A 20,998-nucleotide genomic window follows, 5' to 3' on the forward strand; every position below is an offset into this window, starting at 1 on the left:
CCCCTACAGAACCGGACTCATCTGTAGGGGCGGGCTTGATTGCCATCAGCCGCTCAAGCTTCGCCCGTTGCAGACACGCTGCGCGTAAAGACGCAGCGGTTAAATCACAAGAATAAAAAGATCCGAGGTGTTGCATGTCCGATTCATCCGAACAGTGCGTCCCCGATGCGCCCGCCATTCAGCGTCTGCCCTTCTTGCAACTGATCCTGGTCGGTCTGCAACACGTTCTGCTGATGTACGGCGGTGCAATTGCGGTGCCGCTGATCATCGGACAGGCCGCGGGCCTGAGTCGTGAAGAAATCGCCTTCCTGATCAATGCCGACCTGCTGGTAGCGGGGATCGCCACCATCGTCCAGTCGCTGGGCATCGGCCCCATGGGCATTCGCATGCCGGTGATGATGGGGGCCAGCTTCGCCGCCGTCGGCAGCATGGTGGCCATGGCCGGCATGCCCGGGATCGGCATGCAGGGGATTTTCGGTGCGACCATCGCCGCAGGGTTCTTCGGCATGCTGATTGCGCCGTTCATGTCCAAGGTGGTGCGTTTCTTCCCGCCCCTGGTCACTGGGACGGTCATCACCTCGATCGGTTTGTCACTGTTTCCAGTGGCGGTGAACTGGGCCGGCGGCGGCAGCGCTGCCGCGCAATTCGGGTCCCCCATCTACCTGGCTATCGCCGCGCTGGTGCTGGGCACTATCCTGTTGATCCATCGCTTCATGCGTGGCTTCTGGGTCAATATTTCCGTGCTGATCGGCATGGGCCTGGGCTACATCCTCTGCGGCCTGATCGGCATGGTTGACCTCAGTGGCATGGCCCAGGCGCCCTGGCTGCAGGTGGTCACGCCGCTGCACTTCGGCATGCCGCAGTTCCATCTTGCCCCCATCCTGTCCATGTGCCTGGTGGTGGTGATCATCTTCGTCGAGTCCACCGGGATGTTCCTGGCCCTGGGCAAGATCACCGGCCAGGAGGTCACCCCGCGCATGCTGCGCCGCGGCCTGCTGTGTGATGCCGGGGCGTCGTTCTTCGCCGGGTTCCTCAACACCTTCACCCACTCTTCCTTCGCCCAGAACATCGGCCTGGTGCAGATGACCGGGGTGCGCTGCCGTTCCGTGACCATCGTCGCCGGCGGCCTGCTGATCATCCTCAGCCTGCTGCCCAAGGCGGCGTTCCTGGTGGCCTCGATTCCTCCAGCGGTACTGGGCGGCGCAGCCATCGCCATGTTCGGCATGGTGGCCGCCACCGGAATCAAGATCCTCCAGGAAGCCGACATCGCTGACCGCCGCAATCAGTTGCTGGTGGCTGTGAGCATCGGAATGGGCCTAATTCCCGTGGTCCGCCCAGAGTTCTTTGCCCACCTGCCGCTGTGGATGAGCCCCATCACCCACAGCGGCATTGCCATGGCGACCTTGAGCGCCCTGGTGCTGAACCTGCTGTTCAACATCCTCGGCGGCAGCGAGCGCGCGGCCAACAGCGCCCACCACGCTCATCAGCATTGAGTCGCCCCCCGGGCGCCGGTTCGGCGCCCGGGGGCTGCTGCACCGTTCACGCTTGAATGCGGCGCTCGGCCCCCAGGACCGAGCGCCGCCCACAGACGCCGCGCCTTGACAATAAAAACAAACAGGGAGCACTCCTATGCAGCCTGCCCAGGCCCCTCTGGCGGTGGCCGCTCCACGGCCATTGGCGCCGGCCCAGCGCCCCGATGGCCAGCGATCATTGCCCGGCTATTGCCCTTCATTGCGGATACCTGCCTGATATGGTCGGCCGGCCTGCCCCAAAGTGGTTGCAAGTGCGCCGTTGCGGCGCACTTGAGCCCTGCCGTGAGAGCCAGTATTCTCCGCGGCCGCGCAAATCTGGTCTAAAAAAAAGCCCGGATGAAAAACCTGACCCAAGAGCCAACTTATCCCGGCCTGGACAGGTAACAAGGCGCCCGAAAATATCGCGAAAACACTCTCGCCCGGCTGTATCGCTACAGCTGGACGGGAGTTTTTTGCTTTTTTTCGGCCTTGGCTCAGCTCTTGCTAAAAGCAACAAAGCTGACCGATCGGATGGTTTTTTACAGCAAAGAAAAAAGGCGCCACACCAGAGCGTCAAGCCAAAAAAAACGTGGAACTACCTACTTGGGAGCAACCGAATGAAATCGATGTGCAAGAGCCTGATGTTGGCCACCAGCCTGCTGGCCGGGGGGCAGGCCGTGGCTGGCGACCTGTTGCAATGGCAGAACAACAGCCTGACTTACTTGTATGGCAAGAACTTCGAAGTCAACCCGCAGATTCAACAGACGGTCACCTTCGAACACGCCGACGCCTGGAAGTACGGGGACAACTTCTTCTTCCTCGACCGCATCTTCTACAACGGCAAGGAAGACGGCAATGTCGGCCCGGACACCTACTACGGCGAGTTCTCGCCACGCTTGTCGTTCGGCAAGATCTTCGACCAGAAACTGGAATTCGGCCCGATCAAGGACGTGCTCCTGGCGTTCACTTACGAATTCGGCGAAGGCGACAATGAGTCCTACCTGATCGGCCCGGGCTTCGACCTGGCAGTACCGGGCTTCGACTACTTCCAGCTGAACTTCTACCAGCGCCACACCGAAGGCAGCCGCGCGGGTGACAACGTCTGGCAGATCACTCCGGTGTGGTCCTACACCATTCCCGTGGGCCGTTCGGACATCCTGATCGACGGTTTCATGGACTGGGTGGTGGACAACGACCAGAACGCCAAGGGCACCTACCACGCCAACCTGCACTTCAACCCACAGATCAAATATGACTTGGGCAAGGCACTGAACTGGGGCGCCAAGCAGCTGTACGTCGGTTTCGAGTACGACTACTGGAAGAACAAATACGGGATCAAGGATTCGCGTAACTTCGAGACCAACCAGGACACCGCCAGCCTGTTGGTCAAATACCACTTCTGATACCCCCTGAGACGGCCGGCCCTCATGTTCCGATGAGGGCCGGCCACTCAGACTGATGGGCCAGCGCGACGCTGCCTATCAGGCAAGACGTGATCCGGAGTCCCGCCAGAATGCCGGATCGGCACTCTTGAGCCGTTCCACCGCATTGTGGATGTGGCTCAGCGCTGCTTGCCGCGCCCCTTCGACATCACGCGCGGCGATGGCCCCATAGACCGCGAAATGCTCATCGCGCACCGAGTGCGCCAGATCCCGGCGCCGCTCCTCATTGGAACGGGTAATGCGGATCGCCTCTTTGATGAATTGGGCAATGAACTCATGCAATGAGGGATACAGCGGATTGCCGGTGGCCTGGGAAATCGACAAGTGAAACGCCAGGTCCTGCTCCACGCCGTCCTGGCCGGCCTGCTCGGCCACATCGATGGCCAGCAATGCCTGATGGATCGCCTGCAGTTGCTCGGGAGTGTGCCGCTGCGCCGCCAGCGCCGCCGCCTCACCCTCGATACCACGTCGCAGTTCAGTCACCCGCAGAACCGCCTCGATCGACCCGCGAACATCCAGATCGATAGTGAAGGCCTTGATATGCGCGCCCTCGCTGACCACGGTGCCGCTACCTTGGCGCACCTCCACCAGCCCGGCCGACTTCAAGCGCGAAATCGCCTCGCGGATGACCGTACGGCTGACCCCGAAACGCTCGCACATAACCGGCTCGGTGGGCAGCCGCGAACCAGGCAGGGCCTCGCCACTGGCGATATGCGCCTTGAGTGCCGCAGTCACTTGATCCGCCAGGGTGCCCTTGGCCGCATCCTTGAGCGTCGCCAGGGAATCGGCGGCGAGGGAAGAGTTGTCAGGCTTGGACATGGGTATCTCTGTATTCAAAGTGGCTAACGGTACTGCATTTCGTGCACGCCGTCCCGCTCGGTATCCGGCCGTTGAATTCGTATGATGTATTATGATATCTAAGACACCTCAGCAAGTCCGATAAAAACAAAATCATCCAAATACAAGAAAAAAGGATGGGTAAAGACATGACTGAATCACTGTCGCAAACTGCCGCCCGCTCCCCCACTGCCTCCTTTGAAGACCTGGCTTATCGCAAAGTCGCCTGGCGCATCCTGCCGTTGCTGCTGTTGTGCTACCTGGTGGCCTACCTGGATCGAGTCAACGTCGGCTTCGCCAAGTTGCAGATGTCCGAAGACCTGCAATTTTCCGAAGCGGTCTACGGACTGGGCGCGGGGATTTTCTTCATCGCCTACTTTCTGGTGGAAATTCCCAGCAACCTGATCCTGCATCGGGTCGGTGCGCGCCTGTGGATCGCTCGCATCATGATCAGTTGGGGCATCATTTCCTCGTGCATGGCTTTCGTCAGCACCCCTACCTCCTTCTATGTGATGCGCTTTCTGTTGGGCATCGCCGAGGCCGGGTTCTATCCGGGGGTCATCCTCTATCTGTCGTATTGGTTCCCTTCGAACCGCCGCGGCAAGATGTACGCCCTGTTCGCTACCGCGGTACCGCTTTCGGGGTTGATTGGCGCACCGCTGTCCGGTTGGATCATGAGTGCCCTCAATGGCCACCAGGGCTTTGCAGGCTGGCAATGGATGTTCTTCCTCGAAGGCTTGCCCTCGATCCTGGTGGGCGGCCTGGTGATCTACTGCCTCAGCGACCGTATCGCCGACGCGGGCTGGCTGACCCGCCAAGAAAAAAACCTGCTGCAGGCCCGAATCGAGGCCGAGGCCGACGGCCATCAGGTTCACAGCGTCAGGCAAGTGTTCGGACAACCCCGGATCTGGCTGCTGACCGCCATCTATTTCTGCATGATCGCCGGCTTCTACACCGTTGGCTTCTGGCTGCCCTCGCTGATTCGCCAGGCCGGCGTCAGCGACGTGTTTGAGGTCGGCATGCTCACGGCGATTCCCTATGCCGCGGCAGCGCTGACCATGGTGCTGATCTCCCGCAGCGCCGACCGGTTGCGCGAACGCCGCTGGCATTTGGCGCTGACCGCCGTGCTTGGCGGAATCGGCCTGATGATTTCCGCCACCTGGAGCGACAACTTCACGGTATCGATGATCGGCCTGACCCTGGGGGCCATGGGCGCCTTCAGCACCCTGCCGCTGTTCTGGAGCCTGCCCACGGCCTTTCTCGGCGGCACCGCGGCCGCCGCCGGCATTGCCTTGATCAACTCCTGGGGCAACCTCGCCGGCTTTGTCTCGCCCTACCTGATGGGCTTTCTCAAAGACCTGACCCAAAGCACCACCATCGGCATGTACGTCATGGCCAGCGCGTTGTTCATCGGCGCCCTGCTGGTCTTCAAGATTCCCGGAAAACTCGTCAATCGCTGAACACTTGGAGCCACTCATGAATATTCTTGTCACCGGCGCGGCCGGCTTTCTCGGACGGCGGCTGATCGAAGCCTTGCTGCAACGGGGCACACTCACCGACCGTCACGGCCAATTGCAGCCCATCAAGCGCATTACCGCATTTGACCGGGAGCCCGTGCAGGGCCTTGATGACCCACGGGTGCAGGTCAAGGAAGGAGACATTAGCGATGAACAGGTGCTGGCCAAACTGATCGACGCCGACACCGATAGCATCTTTCACCTGGCCGCCGTGGTCTCCAGCCAGGCGGAAGGCGATTTCGAACTGGGCATGCGGGTCAACTTCAGTGCGACCCAAGGTCTGCTGGAACGGGCGCGCCAGCTGGGCTCCAGCCCAAAGTGGGTGATGACCAGTTCTGTGGCCGTTTTCGGTGGGCAACTGCCGGAGAACGTCGACGATGATCAGGTCTGGGCTCCGCAAAGCTCCTACGGGACCCAGAAAGCCATGAATGACTTGCTGCTCGCCGATTACAGCCGACGCGGCTTCGTCGATGGTCGCAGCCTGCGCATGCCCACCATCGTGGTGCGGCCAGGCAAACCGAACCTGGCGGCGTCCAGCTTCGCCAGCGGTATCATCCGCGAACCCCTCAGCGGCCAGGCCAGCGTCTGCCCGGTGGCCCTGGATACCCGACTCTGGTTGATGTCTCCGGCCCAGGCCATTGCCAACCTGATCCATGGTCATGAGTTGGCTGCAGAGCGCTTGAGTCAGGGCCGAGTGATCAACATGCCCGGTCTGTCGCTGACCGTGGCGCAGATGATCGACGCGCTGAGGGAAGTGGCCGGAGACGAAGTTGCCCAGCGTATTCAGCTACGCCCGGACGCCAGGATCGAACGCATCGTCGGCTCCTGGCCGGGAGCCTTCAGTGCCAGGTATGCCAGCGAGCTGGGTTTTACCGCGGACGAGGATTTTATCGGTGTGATCCGCCAGTTCATCCAGGATTACCTGCCTCACTGACCTCAGGCTGCGAAAATCCCGGGCTCATCGGCTGAGCCCGGGCATCAACCCTTAAGGCCCAGAAACCGCGCCAACTCCTCGCCCTTGGCCAGGGCGTCACTGCGCCCCAGTTCGATCAACTCGCTGCAATACGACGCCTCGAACAGCAAATAGCTCAGGACCCCGGCACCACTGGTCCGGGTTGCCCCCGGTCCGCGCAGGAACAAGCGCAGTGCCGCTGGCAACTCCTGCCGGTGCCGCGCCGCTATCTCGTCGATCGGCTGACTCGGGGCAATCACCAGCACTTCCACCGGCGCGATACCCAAGCCGCGATCCGCCGCACTGCCAGGTAACAGCCGACTGAAATGATTGAGCCGCTCCAACAGTTCGATATCGCTTTCCAGGCTGTCAATGAAGGTGCTGTTGAGCATATGGCCACCAATCTGCGCCAGAGTCGGCTGCTGCCCGGTGTAAGAACGCTGCCGGGTGGCGTCTGGATCATTGCCCCGCGGGTTGCCACTGACCCCCACCACCAGCACGCGGCTGGCCCCCAGGTGCAACGCCGGGCTGATGGGCGCCGACTGGCGCACGGCACCGTCACCGAAATACTCCTGGTCAAGCTTCACTGGCGCGAACAGCAAGGGAATCGCCGCGCTGGCCAGCAGGTGGTCCACCGTCAGCTGAATGGGAACGCCGATGCGCCGATGACGCAACCAGGGATCGATGACCCCGCCACCTTGATAAAAAGTCACCGCCTGTCCGGATTCGTAGCCAAAGGCCGTCACCGCTACCGCATGCAGCTGGCCTTGGGAAATGGCCTGGTTGATGCCCGAAAGATGCATGTGCTGATTGAGCAGGTCGCGTAGCGGCGAGTTGTTAATCAGCGCCACCGGCACCTGAGCACCGAGCCCCAACAGGCTGTGGCCGACAAAACGACTGGCCTGGCGAATCACTCCCGGCCAATCGCTGCGCATCACCTGATCGCTACGAAAGCTGCGCCAGAATGCCGTGAGGCGTTCGATTGCCGCGGGAAAATCCGTGGCCCCACTGGCCAGGCTGACCGCGTTGATGGCCCCGGCAGAGGTACCAACGATCACCGGAAACGGATTTCGCGCCCCAGGCCCCAACAGTTCGGCAATCGCCGCCAGCACGCCCACCTGATAGGCGGCACGGGCACCGCCGCCGGAAAGAATCAAACCTGTGATCGGTTGCGCAACACTCATCTACTCACTCCATCCGTGGCGCACAAGATCCGGCAATCAATGCCAGGCGGTCAACCGCGCTTCTTGTAAAGCTTGGGCTCGCCCGGCGGCCGGCTCTTGAAGCGTCGATGGGCCCAGAGGTACTGCTCGGGACAGGCGCGCAACGCACTTTCCACCCACTGATTGATCCGCAGGCAATCCTCTTCTTCAGTGGCACCGGGAAAATCCGTCAGGGGTGCATGAATCACCAGGCGATAGCCACTGCCATCGGCCAGGCGCTCCTGGGTGAAAGGCACGACCAGCGCCTTGCCCAGGCGGGCGAACTTGCTGGTGGCGGTCACGGTAGCCGCCTGGATGCCGAACAACGGCACGAACAGGCTCTGCTTGGCGCCATAGTCCTGGTCCGGTGCATACCAGATGGCCCGACCGGAACGCAGCAGCTTGAGCATGCCGCGCACGTCCTCTCGCTCCACGGCCAGGGAATCCAGGTTGTGTCGCTCGCGGCCACGACGCTGAATGAAATCGAACAGCGGGTTCTTGTGCTCGCGGTACATGCCATCGATGGTGTGCTGCTGCCCCAGCAGCGCCGCGCCAATTTCCAGGGTAGTGAAGTGCAGGGCCATGAGAATCACCCCATGACCTTCGCGCTGGGCCTGCTTGAGGTGTTCCAGGCCTTCGACATGGGCTAGGCGCGCCAGACGCTGCTTGGACCACCACCAGCTCATGGCCATTTCGAAGAAGGCGATCCCGGTGGAGGCGAAGTTTTCCTTGAGCAGGCGCTTGCGCTCTGCGGCGGATTTTTCCGGGAAACACAGCTCCAGATTGCGTCGGGCGATAGACCGTCGATCGCCGGCTACTCGGTACATCAACGCCCCCAGGGCGCGACCGATTTGCAGGAGCACGGGATAAGGCAGCTGGACGATCAGCCATAACACGCCAAGTCCCAGCCACAGCGGCCAGAAACGTGGAGACAAGAATGCAGCTCGAAAACGCGGGCGATCCATTACAGATTCCGGGACAGACAACAAGGTCGCGCATTCTACATCGGTTCGACCTGGCTTGCGGGGCGCGGGCGATCTCGTTATAAGTCTCGGCACTTTTAGTGACAAGCCGCCTTCTGCAGACCATGAGCCAAACCGAATCGCTAGACCAAGATCCTGTGTTCCAGTTAAAGGGCAGCATGCTCGCCATCACGGTGCTGGAACTGGCCCGCAACGACCTTGAAGGCCTCGATCGCCAACTGGCCGCGAAGGTCGCCCAGGCGCCAAACTTCTTCAGCAACGCGCCACTGGTACTGGCGCTGGACAAGCTGCCTGCTGCCGAGGGCTCGGTGGATCTGCCCGGGCTGATGCGTGTCTGCCGCCAGCACGGTCTGCGCACCCTGGCGATCCGCGCCAGCCGGATTGAAGATATTGCAGCGGCCATTGCCGTCGATCTGCCAGTGCTGCCACCTTCCGGTGCCCGGGAGCGCCCCCTCGATCCGCCGGAAAGCGAGGTCAAGAAAGTACCGGAAAAGCCGCCTGAACCAACCGTGAAACCGACCCGCATCATCACTTCGCCAGTACGCGGCGGACAGCAGATCTACGCCCAAGGTGGCGATCTGGTCGTGGTGTCCTCGGTCAGCCCCGGCGCGGAACTTCTCGCCGATGGCAATATCCATGTATACGGCCCAATGCGTGGTCGGGCGCTGGCTGGCGTCAAAGGTGACACCAAGGCACGGATTTTCTGTCAGCAATTGAGCGCTGAACTGATCTCCATCGCCGGTCAGTACAAGGTTTCCGAAGACCTGCGGCGCGACCCTTTGTGGGGCTCTGGAGTCCAGGTCAGCCTGTCGGGTGACGTGTTGAACATCACACGTCTTTAACGGATACTGCCGCATTTTCCAAGCATCTCTAAAACGTAGCGATTACGGCTCAAACGAAGTAGGAAATTGGCAATCAGCAGAGTTTATCGACGATAAACCCTGCCGCTGACCGAGCTCCAGCCAAGGCTGTCCGACTGCAGTAGTTTTCAAGAGATGTTTTTCAGGGGCTAAAAGTCCTTTTTCCTTAGGGGTGAAACACCTTGGCCAAGATTCTCGTGGTTACATCCGGCAAGGGTGGTGTGGGTAAAACCACCACCAGCGCCGCTATCGGTACCGGCCTCGCTCTGCGCGGTCACAAAACAGTCATCGTCGACTTCGACGTCGGCCTGCGTAACCTCGACCTGATCATGGGTTGCGAGCGTCGCGTGGTGTATGACTTCGTCAACGTGGTCAATGGCGAAGCCAACCTGCAGCAAGCCCTGATCAAAGACAAGCGCCTGGAAAACCTCTACGTACTGGCCGCCAGCCAGACCCGCGACAAAGACGCGCTGACCCTGGAAGGCGTGGAAAAAGTCCTGATGGAACTCAAGGAAACTTTCGAGTTCGTGGTCTGCGACTCCCCAGCCGGTATCGAGAAAGGCGCCCACTTGGCCATGTACTTCGCCGACGAAGCGATTGTCGTGACCAACCCTGAAGTCTCTTCGGTCCGCGACTCCGACCGTATGCTCGGCCTGCTGGCCAGCAAATCCCGCCGCGCCGAAAAAGGCGAAGACGCGATCAAGGAGCACCTGCTGTTGACCCGTTACAACCCGGAGCGCGTCAGCAATGGCGAAATGCTTGGCGTTGAAGACGTCAAAGAAATTCTCGCAGTGACCCTGCTGGGCGTGATTCCGGAATCCCAGGCCGTGCTCAAGGCTTCCAACCAGGGCGTGCCGGTGATTCTCGACGACCAGAGCGATGCGGGCCAGGCCTACAGCGACGCAGTCGATCGTTTGCTGGGCAAAACCGTGGAACACCGGTTCCTTGATGTCGAGAAGAAGGGATTCTTCGAGCGCCTGTTTGGAGGTAGATAATGAATCTTTTTGACTTCTTTCGTGCCAGCAAAAAGGTCAGCACCGCGTCGGTAGCGAAAGAGCGTCTACAGATCATCGTGGCGCATGAACGCGGCCAGCGCAGCACCCCTGATTACTTGCCCGCCTTGCAGAAGGAACTGGTGGAAGTGATCCGCAAGTACGTCAATATCGGGTCCGACGACGTGCACGTCGCTCTGGAAAACCAGGGCAGTTGCTCGATCCTGGAACTCAATATCACCCTGCCTGATCGCTGATTGATCCGACGGGAGCCACGGCGGCTCGCTGACCTCATGCACAGCATTGAGGTCGGCGAGCCGCCGTTGGCGTTTGTTACGAGGCTGTTTTAATGCCGTTGTCGAATATCCACATCCTGCATCAGGACCCCGCCGTCCTGGTGGTGAACAAACCCACCCTGCTGCTTTCAGTCCCCGGTCGCGCCGACGACAACAAGGACTGCCTGATCACTCGCCTGCAGGAAAACGGCTACCCCGAAGCCCGAATCGTCCACCGGCTGGATTGGGAAACCTCGGGCATCATTCTCCTGGCCCGGGACGCCGATACCCATCGCGAACTGTCGCGACAATTTCATGACCGCGAAACCGAAAAAGCCTACACCGCCCTGTGTTGGGGCCAGCCGGAACTGGACAGCGGCAGCATCGATCTGCCCTTGCGCTATGACCCGCCAACCAAACCCCGGCATGTGGTGGACCACGAATTCGGCAAGCACGCCCTGACCTTCTGGCGCGTATTGGAGCGCTGCGGCGACTGGTGTCGGGTCGAGCTGACCCCCATCACCGGCCGCTCTCATCAGTTGCGGGTACACATGCTGTCCATCGGGCACCCGCTACTGGGCGATGGCCTCTACGCCCACCCGCAGGCCCTGGCCGCCTGGCCAAGGCTGTGCCTGCATGCCAGCATGCTCAGCTTCACTCATCCCCAGACCGGTGAGCGCCTGCGCTTCGATTGCCCCGCGCCCTTCTGACAGCGCTCTGCAGGAGCGGGTTTTCCGGCGAAGGCCCCCTGACGACCATCCCCCAGGTCGACAACCGCTTCGCCGGCAAGCCGGCTCCTACAGTGCCCTGCTATACGTTAAACTCGCGCCACTGCTGTCTGGAGCTACTTATGCGCGAAGAGTTGAACCAAGGCCTGATCGACTTCCTCAAGGCCTCCCCTACCCCTTTCCATGCCACTGCCAGCCTTGTTCAACGTCTGGAAGCGGCAGGTTACCAGCGCCTCGACGAGCGCGAGCCGTGGACCACCGAAGCCAACGGCCGCTACTACGTCACCCGCAACGACTCCTCCATCGTCGCCTTCAAGCTGGGCCGGCATTCGCCCCTGCAAGGCGGCATCCGCCTGGTGGGCGCCCACACCGATAGCCCCTGCCTGCGGGTCAAGCCTCAGCCTGAACTGCAGCGCCAGGGTTTCTGGCAACTGGGTGTGGAAGTCTATGGCGGCGCACTGCTGGCTCCCTGGTTCGACCGTGACTTGTCACTGGCCGGCCGCGTAACCTTCCGCCGCGATGGCAAGGTGGAAAGCCAACTGATCGACTTCAAGGCCCCCATCGCGATCATTCCCAACCTGGCCATCCACCTAAACCGTGAAGCCAATCAGGGCTGGGCGATCAACGCGCAGAACGAATTGCCGCCGATCCTTGCCCAGTTCGCCGGCGATGAGCGGGTAGATTTCCGCGCGGTCCTGACCGACCAACTGGCCCGCGAGCACGGTCTGAACGCCGATGTGGTGCTGGACTACGAGTTGAGTTTCTACGACACCCAGAGCGCCGCGGTGATCGGCCTGCACGGTGACTTCATTGCCGGCGCGCGCCTGGACAACCTGCTGTCCTGCTACGCCGGGCTGCAGGCACTGTTGACAGCCGACAGCGAGGAAACCTGCGTACTGGTGTGCAACGACCATGAAGAAGTTGGCTCCTGCTCGGCTTGCGGCGCCGATGGCCCGATGCTCGAACAGACACTGCGCCGCCTGCTGCCCGAAGGCGACGAGTTCGTCCGCACCATCCAGAAATCGCTGCTGATTTCCGCAGACAACGCCCACGGCGTGCACCCCAACTACGCTGACAAGCACGACGCCAATCACGGTCCGAAACTCAATGCCGGCCCGGTGATCAAGGTCAACAGCAACCAGCGCTACGCCACCAACAGCGAAACCGCCGGTTTCTTCCGCCATCTGTGCATGGCCGAGGAAGTCCCGGTGCAGAGCTTCGTGGTGCGCAGCGACATGGGTTGCGGCTCGACCATCGGCCCGATCACCGCCAGCCACCTGGGCGTGCGCACTGTCGACATCGGCTTGCCGACCTTCGCCATGCACTCGATCCGTGAACTCTGTGGCAGCCATGACCTGGCCCACCTGGTAAAGGTGCTGAGCGCGTTCTACGCCAGCCACGAACTGCCCTGAGTTGTCACCGCGGGCGCCCCTCAGGGGCCCCCGCCGGTTTCTGATACACATCAACCCGGGGCGCGGCAAAGCGACCTAGACTTATGAGTACTCTTTCTGACAAGGCCGTCGCCATGATCTCGATGTCTGCGTTCCACTCCATGCTCATCCCGATCCTCACGGGCATGATTCTCCTGGCCATCGGCTTCAACTTCCGGGACAAGAACCTCGGTGTGTTCAGCATGTGGATCGGCATGCTGCTGATTCTCGGCACTGTGGTTTACAAAATCCTCGCCAAACTGGCGGAATAAATGCCGCGCTCGCCCTCGCATTGAATTTGGCGGCCTCGTACACTCGGTCGATCCGATTTTCTCCGAGGTTGACCGCCCAGTGTTCGCTCGTCTTTTCGCCCTGCCCTGCTTTGCGCTTGTCTGCCTGCTGACCTTCCTGCCACTGAGCAGTGCGCAGGCGGTTGGCCTGCCGGGCCTGCTGGGCAACCAGAGCAAACCGCAACCACAGGCCGAAGAGCCCCTGGGGCAGTCTTTGGACGAGGTGATCAAATCCCTGGAAAACGACCAGCAACGCGCCAAGCTGCTGGCTGATCTGAAAAAGCTCCGGGACGCCACGAAAAAAGCCCAGCCCGCCACTGAAGAAGGCGTGCTCGGCCTGATCGGCGGCACTCTGTCGAGCCTGGAGAAACAGTTCTCCGGCGCTGATAGCCCCTTGAACCGCTGGACCGACGAGTTCGATCAAGCCCAGGAAGAACTGTCGGCGTTGATGCTGCCAGCCAGCCAATGGCTACCGATCATTTTTGCCTTTGCCCTGATTCTCATGGTCTGGAGTCTGCTGGCGGCGGCACTGATCTGGCTCAGCCACCGGGTGCGCCTGCGTTTCGGTCTCACCGAAGAACTGCCCCAGCACCCCAAGACCTGGGACTTGCTGCGCTTCGCCCTGCGCAAGCTCGGTCCCTGGCTGATCGCTCTGCTGATCACCGTCTACATGACCTACTCCCTGCCCTCGTCATTGGGCAAGGACCTGGCCATGGTCCTGGCCTACGCCCTGGTGGTGGGCACCTGTTTTTCGGCGATCTGTGTGGTGGCGTTTTCCGTCCTCGATGGTCCGCATCGTCATCGTGCCCTGTATATCCTGCGCCGCCAGGCGTTCCGACCGCTGTGGTGGATCGGCAGCTTCGCCGCGTTCGGCGAGGCCCTGAGCGACCCTCGGATGGTGGCCAGCCTCGGCCAGCACCTGGCCCATACCGCAGCGACTTTCGCCAATGTCATGGCGGCGCTGTCCACCGGGGTATTCATCCTGCGCTTTCGCCGGCCGATCGCGCACCTGATCCGCAACCAGCCGCTGGCGCGACGCCTGACCCGCCGCGCCTTGAGCGACACCATCGAAATCATCGGCACCTTCTGGTACCTCCCCGCCCTGGTGCTGGTGGGCATTTCGCTGTTCGCCACCTTCGTTTCCGCCGGTGACACCAGCACGGCCCTGCGCCAGTCACTGTTGTGCACGGTGCTGCTGGTGCTGTGCATGGTGATCAACGGCCTGGTGCGGCGCCACGCCCTCAAGCCCCAGCGTGGGCACAAGCGCCATGCGCTGTATTCCGAACGACTGAAAAGCTTCTTCTATACCCTGGCCCATCTGGCGGTGTGGCTGGCGTTCATCGAACTGGGCCTGCGGGTCTGGGGCATGTCGCTGATCCGCTTCACCGAAGGCGACGGCCATGAAGTCAGCGTCAAGCTGTTCAGCCTCGCAGGCACCCTGATCTTCGCCTGGCTGATCTGGATCTTGAGCGACACCGCGGTGCATCACGCCCTGACCCGCTCGCGCAAGGGCCTGGCCAACGCCCGCGCACAGACCATGATGCCGTTGATCCGTAACGTGCTGTTCGTGGCGATTTTCATCATCGCCACCATCGTCGCCCTGGCCAACATGGGCATGAACGTCACGCCGCTGCTGGCCGGTGCCGGTGTCATCGGTCTGGCCATCGGTTTCGGCGCCCAGTCGCTGGTAGCAGACTTGATCACCGGTCTGTTCATCATCATCGAGGACTCCCTGGCCATCGACGATTACGTGGATGTCGGCGGTCACCTGGGCACCGTCGAGGGCCTGACCATCCGCACCGTGCGCCTGCGGGACATCGACGGCATCGTGCACACCATCCCGTTCAGTGAAATCAAGAGCATCAAGAACTACTCCCGGGAGTTCGGCTACGCGATCTTTCGCGTGGCGATTCCCTACAACATGGAGATCGACGACGCGATCAAGCTGATGCGCGATGTGGGCCAGAAGATGCGTACCGACCCCTTGCAGCGACGCAACATCTGGTCGCCTCTGGAGATCCAGGGAGTGGAGAGTTTCGAGTCCGGCAGCGCCATCCTACGGGCCCGCTTCAAGACCGCGCCGATCAAGCAATGGGAAGTGTCCCGGGCGTTCAACCTGTCCCTCAAGCGTCACCTGGACGAAGCCGGACTGGACCTGGCCACCCCGCGCATGAGCATCCAGGTGATCACCCCCGGCAGCGCCCCGGAAAAGCAATGACCCCTTAGGCGCCGTCTTGCCGGCCAACGGCACGGGCGTCTAAAGAACGTCAACGCCAACGTGAATTGCGTCATGCCGCCAGAATTCCAGATCACAGTCGATCAGCCGCTCATGCTGGTCGTAGTTGACCCGGGCGATACGCAGCCCGGGGCTGCCCACCGACACCTTCAAGGCCGCCGCCGCCTCCGGCTGCAATGAAGTGGGCACGATCTCGAAGCGCACCCGCCCGTAATGCAGATCGTAATGCCGGGCATAGAGCTCGGTGATCGACTGGTTCAAATCCAGGTCGAGAATGTGTGGAAAGTACTTGGGGTTCAGGTAGTGCTCCACATACAGCACCAGCCGGTCATCGATGCGCCGCGCTCGACAGATCTGGATCACGCTGGACAGTGCCGGTAATTGCAGCCAGGCGCAGACCGCCGCCGACGCCGGTTGCAGGCGCGCCGAGATCACCTCAGTGGAAGGCACTCGCCCCTGGGCGCTGACCATGGCGTGGAAGTGGCTGCGCTGCATCAGGTTGTAGGCCAGCCGCGGCGGCGAAACGAACCAGCCCCGGCGCTCCTCGCGGTAGATCTGCCCCTGGGCCTCCAATTGCAGCAGGGCCTCGCGCACGGTGATGCGGGTGGTGGCGAACAACTCGCTGAGCTTGCGCTCGGCCGGCAGCTTGCTGCCGGGCGCCAACAGACCATGAGCGATCTGCTCCTGCAGCACCTGGCCGATGGCTGTCACCGCTTTGGTTGCATCAATACGCATCAACGTTACCTATCTGGACTAGACCAGCACTGTTTCAGGGCAGCGCAAGGGCCGGGGCAGTGCTCTGCATCTGTGTCGAAAGCCTAGGCAATGCATATGACTGATAGATGACAACGCCGCTGAGCGAGCCTCTGGTGAACCTGCAAATTGCCCGCCAGAACCTTGCAGAACGGGTGTTTGGGCATGGTCTACGCTTATTTCGCAGCGCCGAACCTGCGCCCGAATCCATGCGCCGACCATTGGCACCGACATCAAAGTGTCATCCAACACGCCTAAATTGGCTCAGGTATTGCTGACCTAGACCAACCCACCGCAAGACCGTCGATAACAACGCAGCGTTGAACACGCCCAAAGGAGCTTCGGATGAAACAGCTTTTCCTGGCATCACTGTTAGGTTCGACCATTGCCCTGTGCACCGCCGCCATGGCTGCTGACAACGATTTGAAAACCCTGGAAGCCGCTGCGAAAGCAGAAGGCGCGGTGAACAGCGTCGGCATGCCCGACGACTGGGCCAACTGGAAAGGCACCTGGGAGGACCTGGCGAAAATCTACGGCCTCAAGCACATCGACACCGACATGAGTTCGGCCCAGGAGATCGCCAAGTTCGCCGCGGAAAAAGACAACGCCAGCGCCGACATCGGCGACGTCGGCGCCGCCTTCGGCCCCATCGCAGTCAAGCAGGGTGTGGCCCAACCCTACAAACCCAGCACCTGGGCCCAGGTCCCGGACTGGGCCAAGGACAAAGACGGCAACTGGGCGCTGGCCTATACCGGCACCATCGCCTTCATCATCAATAAAAAGCTGCTGCACGGGTCTGAGGCGCCGAAGAGCTGGGCAGATCTGGAGAAAGGCAAGTACAAAGTCTCCATCGGTGACGTGAGCACCGCAGCCCAAGCCGCCAACGGCGTGCTGGCCGCGGCCATCGCCAAAGGCGGCGACGAAAAGAACATCCAGCCGGCGCTGCTGATGTTCGCCGAGATCGCCAAGCAGGGTCGCCTGTCCCTGGCCAACCCGACCATCGCCACCATGGAGAAAGGTGAAGTGGAAGTGGGCGTGGTCTGGGATTTCAACGGCCTGAGCTACCGCAACAAGATGGTCAACAAGGATGACTACGAAGTGCTGATCCCATCCGACGGCTCGGTCATCTCCGGCTACACCACCATCATCAACAAATACGCCAAGCATCCCAACGCCGCCAAGCTGACCCGCGAGTACATCTTCAGCGATGCCGGCCAGACCAACCTGGCTCGCGGCAATGCGCGCCCGATCCGTGCCGAGCATCTGACTCTGCCGGCGGACGTCCAGGCCAACCTGCTGCCCAACGAGCAATACAAGCACGTAACCCCGATCAAGGACGCCGACGCCTGGGAGAAAACCTCCAAGTCCCTGCCGCAGAAGTGGCAGGAAGAAGTGATCATCAACATGCCGTAATACTGCATCAGTCGTAGGAGCCGGCTTGCCGGCGAAGGCCTGTACGAGCGTGCAGGCAGCTTCGCCGGCAAGGGCATTGCCGTCCGGCCGCTCCTACAGGTTCCATGCGTTGCCTGATCCCGGAGTTCCCCCGTTCATGAAGCACAACGTCATCCTTGTGGTGCTCGACGGCCTCAACCACGAAGTTGCCCGACACGCCATGGGCCACCTGCAAGCCTACGTCGGCGCAGGCCGCGCCGCCCTGTACAAGCTGCAATGCGAATTGCCGGCCCTGTCCCGGCCGCTGTACGAGTGCATCCTCACCGGTGTCGCACCGATCGACAGCGGTATCGTCCACAACCAGGTCTCGCGCCTGTCCAACCAGCGCAGTATTTTCCACTACGCCCGCGAGGCCGGCCGCTCCACTGCCGCCGCGGCCTATCATTGGGTCAGCGAGCTGTACAACCGCAGTCCCTTCAATGCACCACGGGACCGGCACACCGCCAATCCCGAGCTGCCGATCCAGTACGGCCATTTCTATTGGAACGATCACTACCCCGACTCCCATCTCTTCGCCGATGCGGAGAGCCTGCGCCTGCGGCACCAACCGGATTTTCTCCTGGTGCACCCGATGAACATCGATGACGCCGGTCACAAGCACGGCCTCGACAGCACCCAGTACCGCAACAGCGCGCGTTCGGCAGACATCATCCTCGCCGACTATCTGCAAGGCTGGCTCGATGCTGGCTACCAGGTGTTGGTGACCGCCGACCACGGCATGAACAACGACCGCTCCCACAACGGTCTCTTGGCCGAGGAGCGGGAAGTTCCGTTGTTCGTTCTCGGCAATGCCTTCAGTCTCGACCCAGGTGCCACGCCAAAGCAGACCGAACTGTGCGGCACCATCTGCCAACTACTGGGCGTGCCCCATGACAAACCCTTCTGCCGGGAGCTGTTGCAGTGAATTCAGTCACCCGCGGCAAATGGCTGGCGGCACTCTGTCTGGTGCCTTTTGCCCTGTTCTTCATCGTGTTCCAGATCGCCCCGCTGGTGTGGGTGCTGATCAACAGCCTGCAGTCGGAAGAGTTCGGCTGGGGCCTGGCCAACTTCAGCAAGATCTTCAGCTCGAAGTTCTACCTGCAGGCGATCCGGCACAGCCTGGAGATCAGTTTCTGGTCCAGCGTGTTCGGCATCATCATTGCGGTGCTGGGCAGTTACTCCCTGCGCAGGGTGGACTCCAAACTGCGCAACTTCGTCAACGCCTTCGCCAACATGACCAGCAATTTCTCCGGCGTGCCCCTGGCCTTTGCCTTCATCATTCTCCTGGGCTTCAACGGCACCATCACCATCATGCTCAAGCAGTCGGGGATCATTCAGGACTTCAACCTGTATTCCAAGACCGGGCTGATCATTCTCTACACCTACTTCCAGATTCCCCTGGGGGTGCTGTTGCTGTACCCGGCCTTCGACGCCCTGCGCGAAGACTGGCGTGAATCCGCCGCGCTGCTGGGGGCCAACGGCTGGCAGTTCTGGCGCCACATCGGGCTGCCCGTGCTGACCCCGGCATTGCTGGGCACCTTCGTCATCCTGCTGGCCAATGCCCTGGGCGCCTATGCCACGGTCTACGCCCTGACCACCGGCAACTTCAACGTGCTGCCGATCCGCATTGCCGCCATGGTTTCCGGGGACATCTCCCTGGACCCGAACATGGCCAGCGCCCTGGCGGTGGTGCTGGTGGCCCTGATGACCCTGGTCACCATCGTCCATCAGTTGCTGTTGAAGAGGAGCTACCATGTCTCGCGCTGAACCCGGCTCCGCCGCCCTGTACCACCGGGTGGTGGTCTATCTGCTGTTCGCCATCCTGTTGCTGCCGTTGCTGGGGACCCTTGTCTACTCCATCGCCAGCAGTTGGTCGGCCACCATCCTGCCCAGCGGTTTCACCTTCAAGTGGTACCTGCAGCTGTGGAGCGACCCGCGCTTCCTCAATGCCTTCGGCCAGTCGCTGCTGGTCTGCGTCGGCGCGCTGGTGCTGTCGGTGGTGCTGATCCTGCCGCTGCTGTTTGTGGTGCACTACCACTTTCCCAAGCTCGACGCTTTGATGAACATCCTGATCCTGCTGCCCTTCGCGGTGCCGCCAGTGGTGTCATCGGTGGGCCTGCTGCAACTCTATGGCTCAGGGCCCTTCGCCATGGTTGGCACGCCCTGGATCCTCATCGGCTGCTACTTCACCGTGGCGCTGCCGTTCATGTACCGGGCCATCACCAACAACCTGCAAGCGATCAACCTGCGCGACCTGATGGACGCCGCCCAACTGCTCGGCGCCAGCACCTGGCAGGCAGCCTTCCTGGTGGTCCTGCCCAACCTGCGCAAGGGCCTGATGGTGGCGCTGCTGCTGTCCTTCTCGTTCCTGTTCGGCGAGTTCGTGTTCGCCAACATCCTGGTGGGCACCCGCTATGAAACCCTGCAGGTCTACCTGAACAACATGCGCAACAGCAGCGGCCACTTCACCAGCGCCCTGGTGATCTCCTACTTCTTCTTTGTGCTGGTTCTGACCTGGGCCGCCAACATCTTGAACAAGGACAAAAGCCAATGAGCTTCGTCAGCGTCCAACACCTGCAAAAGAACTACGCAGGCACCACGGTGTTCAGCGATATCAATTGCGAAATCCAGAAAGGCGAGTTCGTCACCCTGCTGGGCCCGTCCGGCTGTGGCAAGTCCACCCTGCTGCGCTGCATCGCCGGGCTGACCCCGGTGGACGGTGGCAAGATCCTTCTCGATGGCCAGGACATCGTGCCCTTGAGCCCGCAGAAACGCGGGATCGGCATGGTGTTCCAGAGCTATGCGTTGTTCCCCAACATGACCGTGGAACAGAACGTCGCCTTCGGCCTGCGTATGCAGAAGGTCAACGCCGACGACAGCCGCAAGCGGGTCCTTGAAGCCTTGCAATTGGTGGAGCTCAACGACTTTGCCAGTCGTTATCCACACCAACTGTCCGGCGGCCAGTGCCAGCGGGTGGCTCTGGCCCGCTCCCTGGTGACCCGGCCGCGCTTGCTGTTGCTGGACGAGCCGTTGTCGGCCCTGGATGCACGTATCCGCAAGCACCTGCGTGAACAGATCCGCAACATCCAGCGGGAACTGGGCCTGACCACCATCTTCGTCACCCACGACCAGGAAGAAGCGCTGACCATGTCCGACCGGATCTTCCTGATGAACCAGGGCAGGATCGTCCAGAGCGGCGATGCCGAAACGCTCTACACCGCACCGGTGGATGTATTCGCGGCGGGTTTTATCGGCAACTACAACCTGCTGGACGCCGAAAGCGCCAGCAAGCTGCTGCAACGCCCGGTCAGCGGGCGTATCGCCATTCGCCCGGAAGCCATCGAACTCGGCAAGGAGGGCCAGCTTGATGCGCTGGTCCGCAGCCACAGCCTGCTGGGCAACGTGATTCGCTACCGGGTCGAGGCTCGCGGCGTGGAGCTGGTGGTGGATGTTCTCAACCGTTCGGCCGATGACCTGCACGCTGACGGCCAACGTCTGGCGCTGACCATCGATCCTGCCGCCCTGTGTGAGGTAGCCTGATGGCTTTCACGCAATTGAT

At 61.5% G+C, this 20,998-nt stretch carries 20 protein-coding genes; 16 read left to right on the forward strand and 4 right to left on the reverse strand.

Annotation, left to right across the window (positions count from 1 at the left end; all coding sequences use genetic code 11):
- The first annotated feature begins 134 nt into the window (after window positions 1–134).
- Both WIN67_RS22200 and WIN67_RS22205 read left to right on the forward strand, forming a co-directional pair.
- The gene (locus WIN67_RS22200; RefSeq protein WP_102860799.1) at window positions 135–1,493 is read left to right on the forward strand and encodes a nucleobase:cation symporter-2 family protein; all 1,359 of its coding nucleotides are present in this window, start codon (window positions 135–137) and stop codon (window positions 1,491–1,493) included.
- 635 nt (window positions 1,494–2,128) lie between these two features.
- A complete protein-coding gene (locus tag WIN67_RS22205; protein WP_102880513.1) occupies window positions 2,129–2,914 on the forward strand; it encodes an outer membrane protein OmpK in 786 nt (261 codons plus the stop codon).
- A gap of 78 nt (window positions 2,915–2,992) precedes the next feature.
- Here the strand turns inward: WIN67_RS22205 and WIN67_RS22210 are convergent, their stop codons facing one another.
- Window positions 2,993–3,772 (reverse strand): FadR/GntR family transcriptional regulator, encoded by a 780-nt coding sequence (locus WIN67_RS22210; protein WP_253084724.1) that lies wholly within the window; start codon window positions 3,770–3,772, stop codon window positions 2,993–2,995.
- Between the two features lie 167 nt (window positions 3,773–3,939).
- Here WIN67_RS22210 and WIN67_RS22215 point away from each other — a divergent pair, with 167 nt between their 5' ends.
- Window positions 3,940–5,250, forward strand: a complete 1,311-nt coding sequence (locus WIN67_RS22215; RefSeq protein WP_102860797.1) for an MFS transporter — start codon at window positions 3,940–3,942, stop codon at window positions 5,248–5,250.
- A gap of 16 nt (window positions 5,251–5,266) precedes the next feature.
- Window positions 5,267–6,241, forward strand: a complete 975-nt coding sequence (gene denD / locus WIN67_RS22220) for a D-erythronate dehydrogenase (RefSeq protein WP_339070059.1) — start codon at window positions 5,267–5,269, stop codon at window positions 6,239–6,241.
- Window positions 6,242–6,285: 44 nt separating this feature from the next.
- Here denD and WIN67_RS22225 read toward each other — a convergent pair whose 3' ends face one another.
- Together WIN67_RS22225 and WIN67_RS22230 are read right to left on the reverse strand one after the other, a co-directional pair.
- Complete coding sequence (locus tag WIN67_RS22225; RefSeq protein WP_102880515.1) at window positions 6,286–7,443, reverse strand: patatin-like phospholipase family protein; 1,158 nt, start codon at window positions 7,441–7,443, stop codon at window positions 6,286–6,288.
- Between the two features lie 50 nt (window positions 7,444–7,493).
- Window positions 7,494–8,426, reverse strand: a complete 933-nt coding sequence (locus tag WIN67_RS22230; protein WP_102880516.1) for a lipid A biosynthesis lauroyl acyltransferase — start codon at window positions 8,424–8,426, stop codon at window positions 7,494–7,496.
- 122 nt (window positions 8,427–8,548) lie between these two features.
- On the opposite strand from WIN67_RS22230, the gene minC reads away from it, so the two are divergent.
- From minC to WIN67_RS22265, 7 genes are all read left to right on the forward strand, one after another.
- Window positions 8,549–9,286: a septum site-determining protein MinC gene (gene minC / locus WIN67_RS22235; protein ID WP_102860793.1), complete on the forward strand. Its 738-nt coding sequence runs from the start codon at window positions 8,549–8,551 to the stop codon at window positions 9,284–9,286.
- 200 nt (window positions 9,287–9,486) lie between these two features.
- Window positions 9,487–10,299, forward strand: coding sequence for a septum site-determining protein MinD (gene minD, locus WIN67_RS22240; RefSeq protein ID WP_011062650.1), 813 nt, complete (start codon window positions 9,487–9,489; stop codon window positions 10,297–10,299).
- Entirely contained in the window at window positions 10,299–10,553 is a 255-nt protein-coding gene (minE, locus tag WIN67_RS22245; RefSeq protein WP_007898843.1) for a cell division topological specificity factor MinE, read from the forward strand. The genes minD and minE overlap by 1 nt, the downstream gene beginning before the upstream one ends.
- Window positions 10,554–10,645: 92 nt before the next feature.
- Window positions 10,646–11,281: an RluA family pseudouridine synthase gene (locus tag WIN67_RS22250; protein ID WP_102860792.1), complete on the forward strand. Its 636-nt coding sequence runs from the start codon at window positions 10,646–10,648 to the stop codon at window positions 11,279–11,281.
- Window positions 11,282–11,421: 140 nt separating this feature from the next.
- The gene (locus WIN67_RS22255) at window positions 11,422–12,711 is read left to right on the forward strand and encodes a M18 family aminopeptidase (RefSeq protein WP_077934615.1); all 1,290 of its coding nucleotides are present in this window, start codon (window positions 11,422–11,424) and stop codon (window positions 12,709–12,711) included.
- 83 nt (window positions 12,712–12,794) lie between these two features.
- Window positions 12,795–13,001, forward strand: a complete 207-nt coding sequence (locus WIN67_RS22260; protein WP_102880518.1) for a hypothetical protein — start codon at window positions 12,795–12,797, stop codon at window positions 12,999–13,001.
- A 79-nt stretch (window positions 13,002–13,080) separates the two neighbouring features.
- Window positions 13,081–15,237, forward strand: a complete 2,157-nt coding sequence (locus WIN67_RS22265) for a mechanosensitive ion channel family protein (protein ID WP_110594660.1) — start codon at window positions 13,081–13,083, stop codon at window positions 15,235–15,237.
- A 39-nt stretch (window positions 15,238–15,276) separates the two neighbouring features.
- Here the strand turns inward: WIN67_RS22265 and WIN67_RS22270 are convergent, their stop codons facing one another.
- Window positions 15,277–15,990 (reverse strand): UTRA domain-containing protein, encoded by a 714-nt coding sequence (locus tag WIN67_RS22270; protein WP_102860788.1) that lies wholly within the window; start codon window positions 15,988–15,990, stop codon window positions 15,277–15,279.
- A gap of 363 nt (window positions 15,991–16,353) precedes the next feature.
- Between WIN67_RS22270 and WIN67_RS22275 the strand changes: the two genes are divergently transcribed.
- The 5 genes from WIN67_RS22275 (at window position 16,354) to WIN67_RS22295 (ending at window position 20,979) form a co-directional block, all read left to right on the forward strand.
- The gene (locus tag WIN67_RS22275) at window positions 16,354–17,421 is read left to right on the forward strand and encodes an ABC transporter substrate-binding protein (protein WP_102860787.1); all 1,068 of its coding nucleotides are present in this window, start codon (window positions 16,354–16,356) and stop codon (window positions 17,419–17,421) included.
- 136 nt (window positions 17,422–17,557) lie between these two features.
- The gene (locus WIN67_RS22280; protein WP_253084719.1) at window positions 17,558–18,364 is read left to right on the forward strand and encodes an alkaline phosphatase family protein; all 807 of its coding nucleotides are present in this window, start codon (window positions 17,558–17,560) and stop codon (window positions 18,362–18,364) included.
- Window positions 18,361–19,206, forward strand: a complete 846-nt coding sequence (locus tag WIN67_RS22285) for an ABC transporter permease (RefSeq protein WP_102880521.1) — start codon at window positions 18,361–18,363, stop codon at window positions 19,204–19,206. The genes WIN67_RS22280 and WIN67_RS22285 overlap by 4 nt, the downstream gene beginning before the upstream one ends.
- Window positions 19,193–19,993 (forward strand): ABC transporter permease, encoded by an 801-nt coding sequence (locus tag WIN67_RS22290; protein ID WP_102860784.1) that lies wholly within the window; start codon window positions 19,193–19,195, stop codon window positions 19,991–19,993. Before WIN67_RS22285 ends, WIN67_RS22290 begins: the two co-directional genes overlap by 14 nt.
- Window positions 19,990–20,979 (forward strand): ABC transporter ATP-binding protein, encoded by a 990-nt coding sequence (locus tag WIN67_RS22295; RefSeq protein ID WP_110651490.1) that lies wholly within the window; start codon window positions 19,990–19,992, stop codon window positions 20,977–20,979. Before WIN67_RS22290 ends, WIN67_RS22295 begins: the two co-directional genes overlap by 4 nt.
- The last annotated feature ends 19 nt before the right edge of the window (window positions 20,980–20,998 follow it).

The sequence above is a fragment of the Pseudomonas idahonensis genome, from assembly GCF_037903935.1.
In the GTDB taxonomy this organism is placed as follows: Bacteria; Pseudomonadota; Gammaproteobacteria; order Pseudomonadales; family Pseudomonadaceae; genus Aquipseudomonas; species Aquipseudomonas danubii.

Bases quoted from the DNA above. Each gene is read 5' to 3' on its own strand.
- WIN67_RS22210 (WP_253084724.1), bottom strand. From the start codon at position 3,772: ATGTCCAAGCCTGACAACTCTTCCCTCGCCGCCGATTCCCTGGCGACG.
- WIN67_RS22260 (WP_102880518.1), top strand. From the start codon at position 12,795: ATGAGTACTCTTTCTGACAAGGCCGTCGCCATGATCTCGATGTCTGCG.
- WIN67_RS22255 (WP_077934615.1), top strand. From the start codon at position 11,422: ATGCGCGAAGAGTTGAACCAAGGCCTGATCGACTTCCTCAAGGCCTCC.
- WIN67_RS22205 (WP_102880513.1), top strand. From the start codon at position 2,129: ATGAAATCGATGTGCAAGAGCCTGATGTTGGCCACCAGCCTGCTGGCC.
- WIN67_RS22230 (WP_102880516.1), bottom strand. From the start codon at position 8,426: ATGGATCGCCCGCGTTTTCGAGCTGCATTCTTGTCTCCACGTTTCTGG.
- WIN67_RS22215 (WP_102860797.1), top strand. From the start codon at position 3,940: ATGACTGAATCACTGTCGCAAACTGCCGCCCGCTCCCCCACTGCCTCC.
- minE (WP_007898843.1), top strand. From the start codon at position 10,299: ATGAATCTTTTTGACTTCTTTCGTGCCAGCAAAAAGGTCAGCACCGCG.
- WIN67_RS22225 (WP_102880515.1), bottom strand. From the start codon at position 7,443: ATGAGTGTTGCGCAACCGATCACAGGTTTGATTCTTTCCGGCGGCGGT.
- WIN67_RS22270 (WP_102860788.1), bottom strand. From the start codon at position 15,990: ATGCGTATTGATGCAACCAAAGCGGTGACAGCCATCGGCCAGGTGCTG.
- WIN67_RS22290 (WP_102860784.1), top strand. From the start codon at position 19,193: ATGTCTCGCGCTGAACCCGGCTCCGCCGCCCTGTACCACCGGGTGGTG.
- minC (WP_102860793.1), top strand. From the start codon at position 8,549: ATGAGCCAAACCGAATCGCTAGACCAAGATCCTGTGTTCCAGTTAAAG.
- WIN67_RS22275 (WP_102860787.1), top strand. From the start codon at position 16,354: ATGAAACAGCTTTTCCTGGCATCACTGTTAGGTTCGACCATTGCCCTG.
- WIN67_RS22295 (WP_110651490.1), top strand. From the start codon at position 19,990: ATGAGCTTCGTCAGCGTCCAACACCTGCAAAAGAACTACGCAGGCACC.
- WIN67_RS22280 (WP_253084719.1), top strand. From the start codon at position 17,558: ATGAAGCACAACGTCATCCTTGTGGTGCTCGACGGCCTCAACCACGAA.
- WIN67_RS22200 (WP_102860799.1), top strand. From the start codon at position 135: ATGTCCGATTCATCCGAACAGTGCGTCCCCGATGCGCCCGCCATTCAG.
- denD (WP_339070059.1), top strand. From the start codon at position 5,267: ATGAATATTCTTGTCACCGGCGCGGCCGGCTTTCTCGGACGGCGGCTG.
- WIN67_RS22250 (WP_102860792.1), top strand. From the start codon at position 10,646: ATGCCGTTGTCGAATATCCACATCCTGCATCAGGACCCCGCCGTCCTG.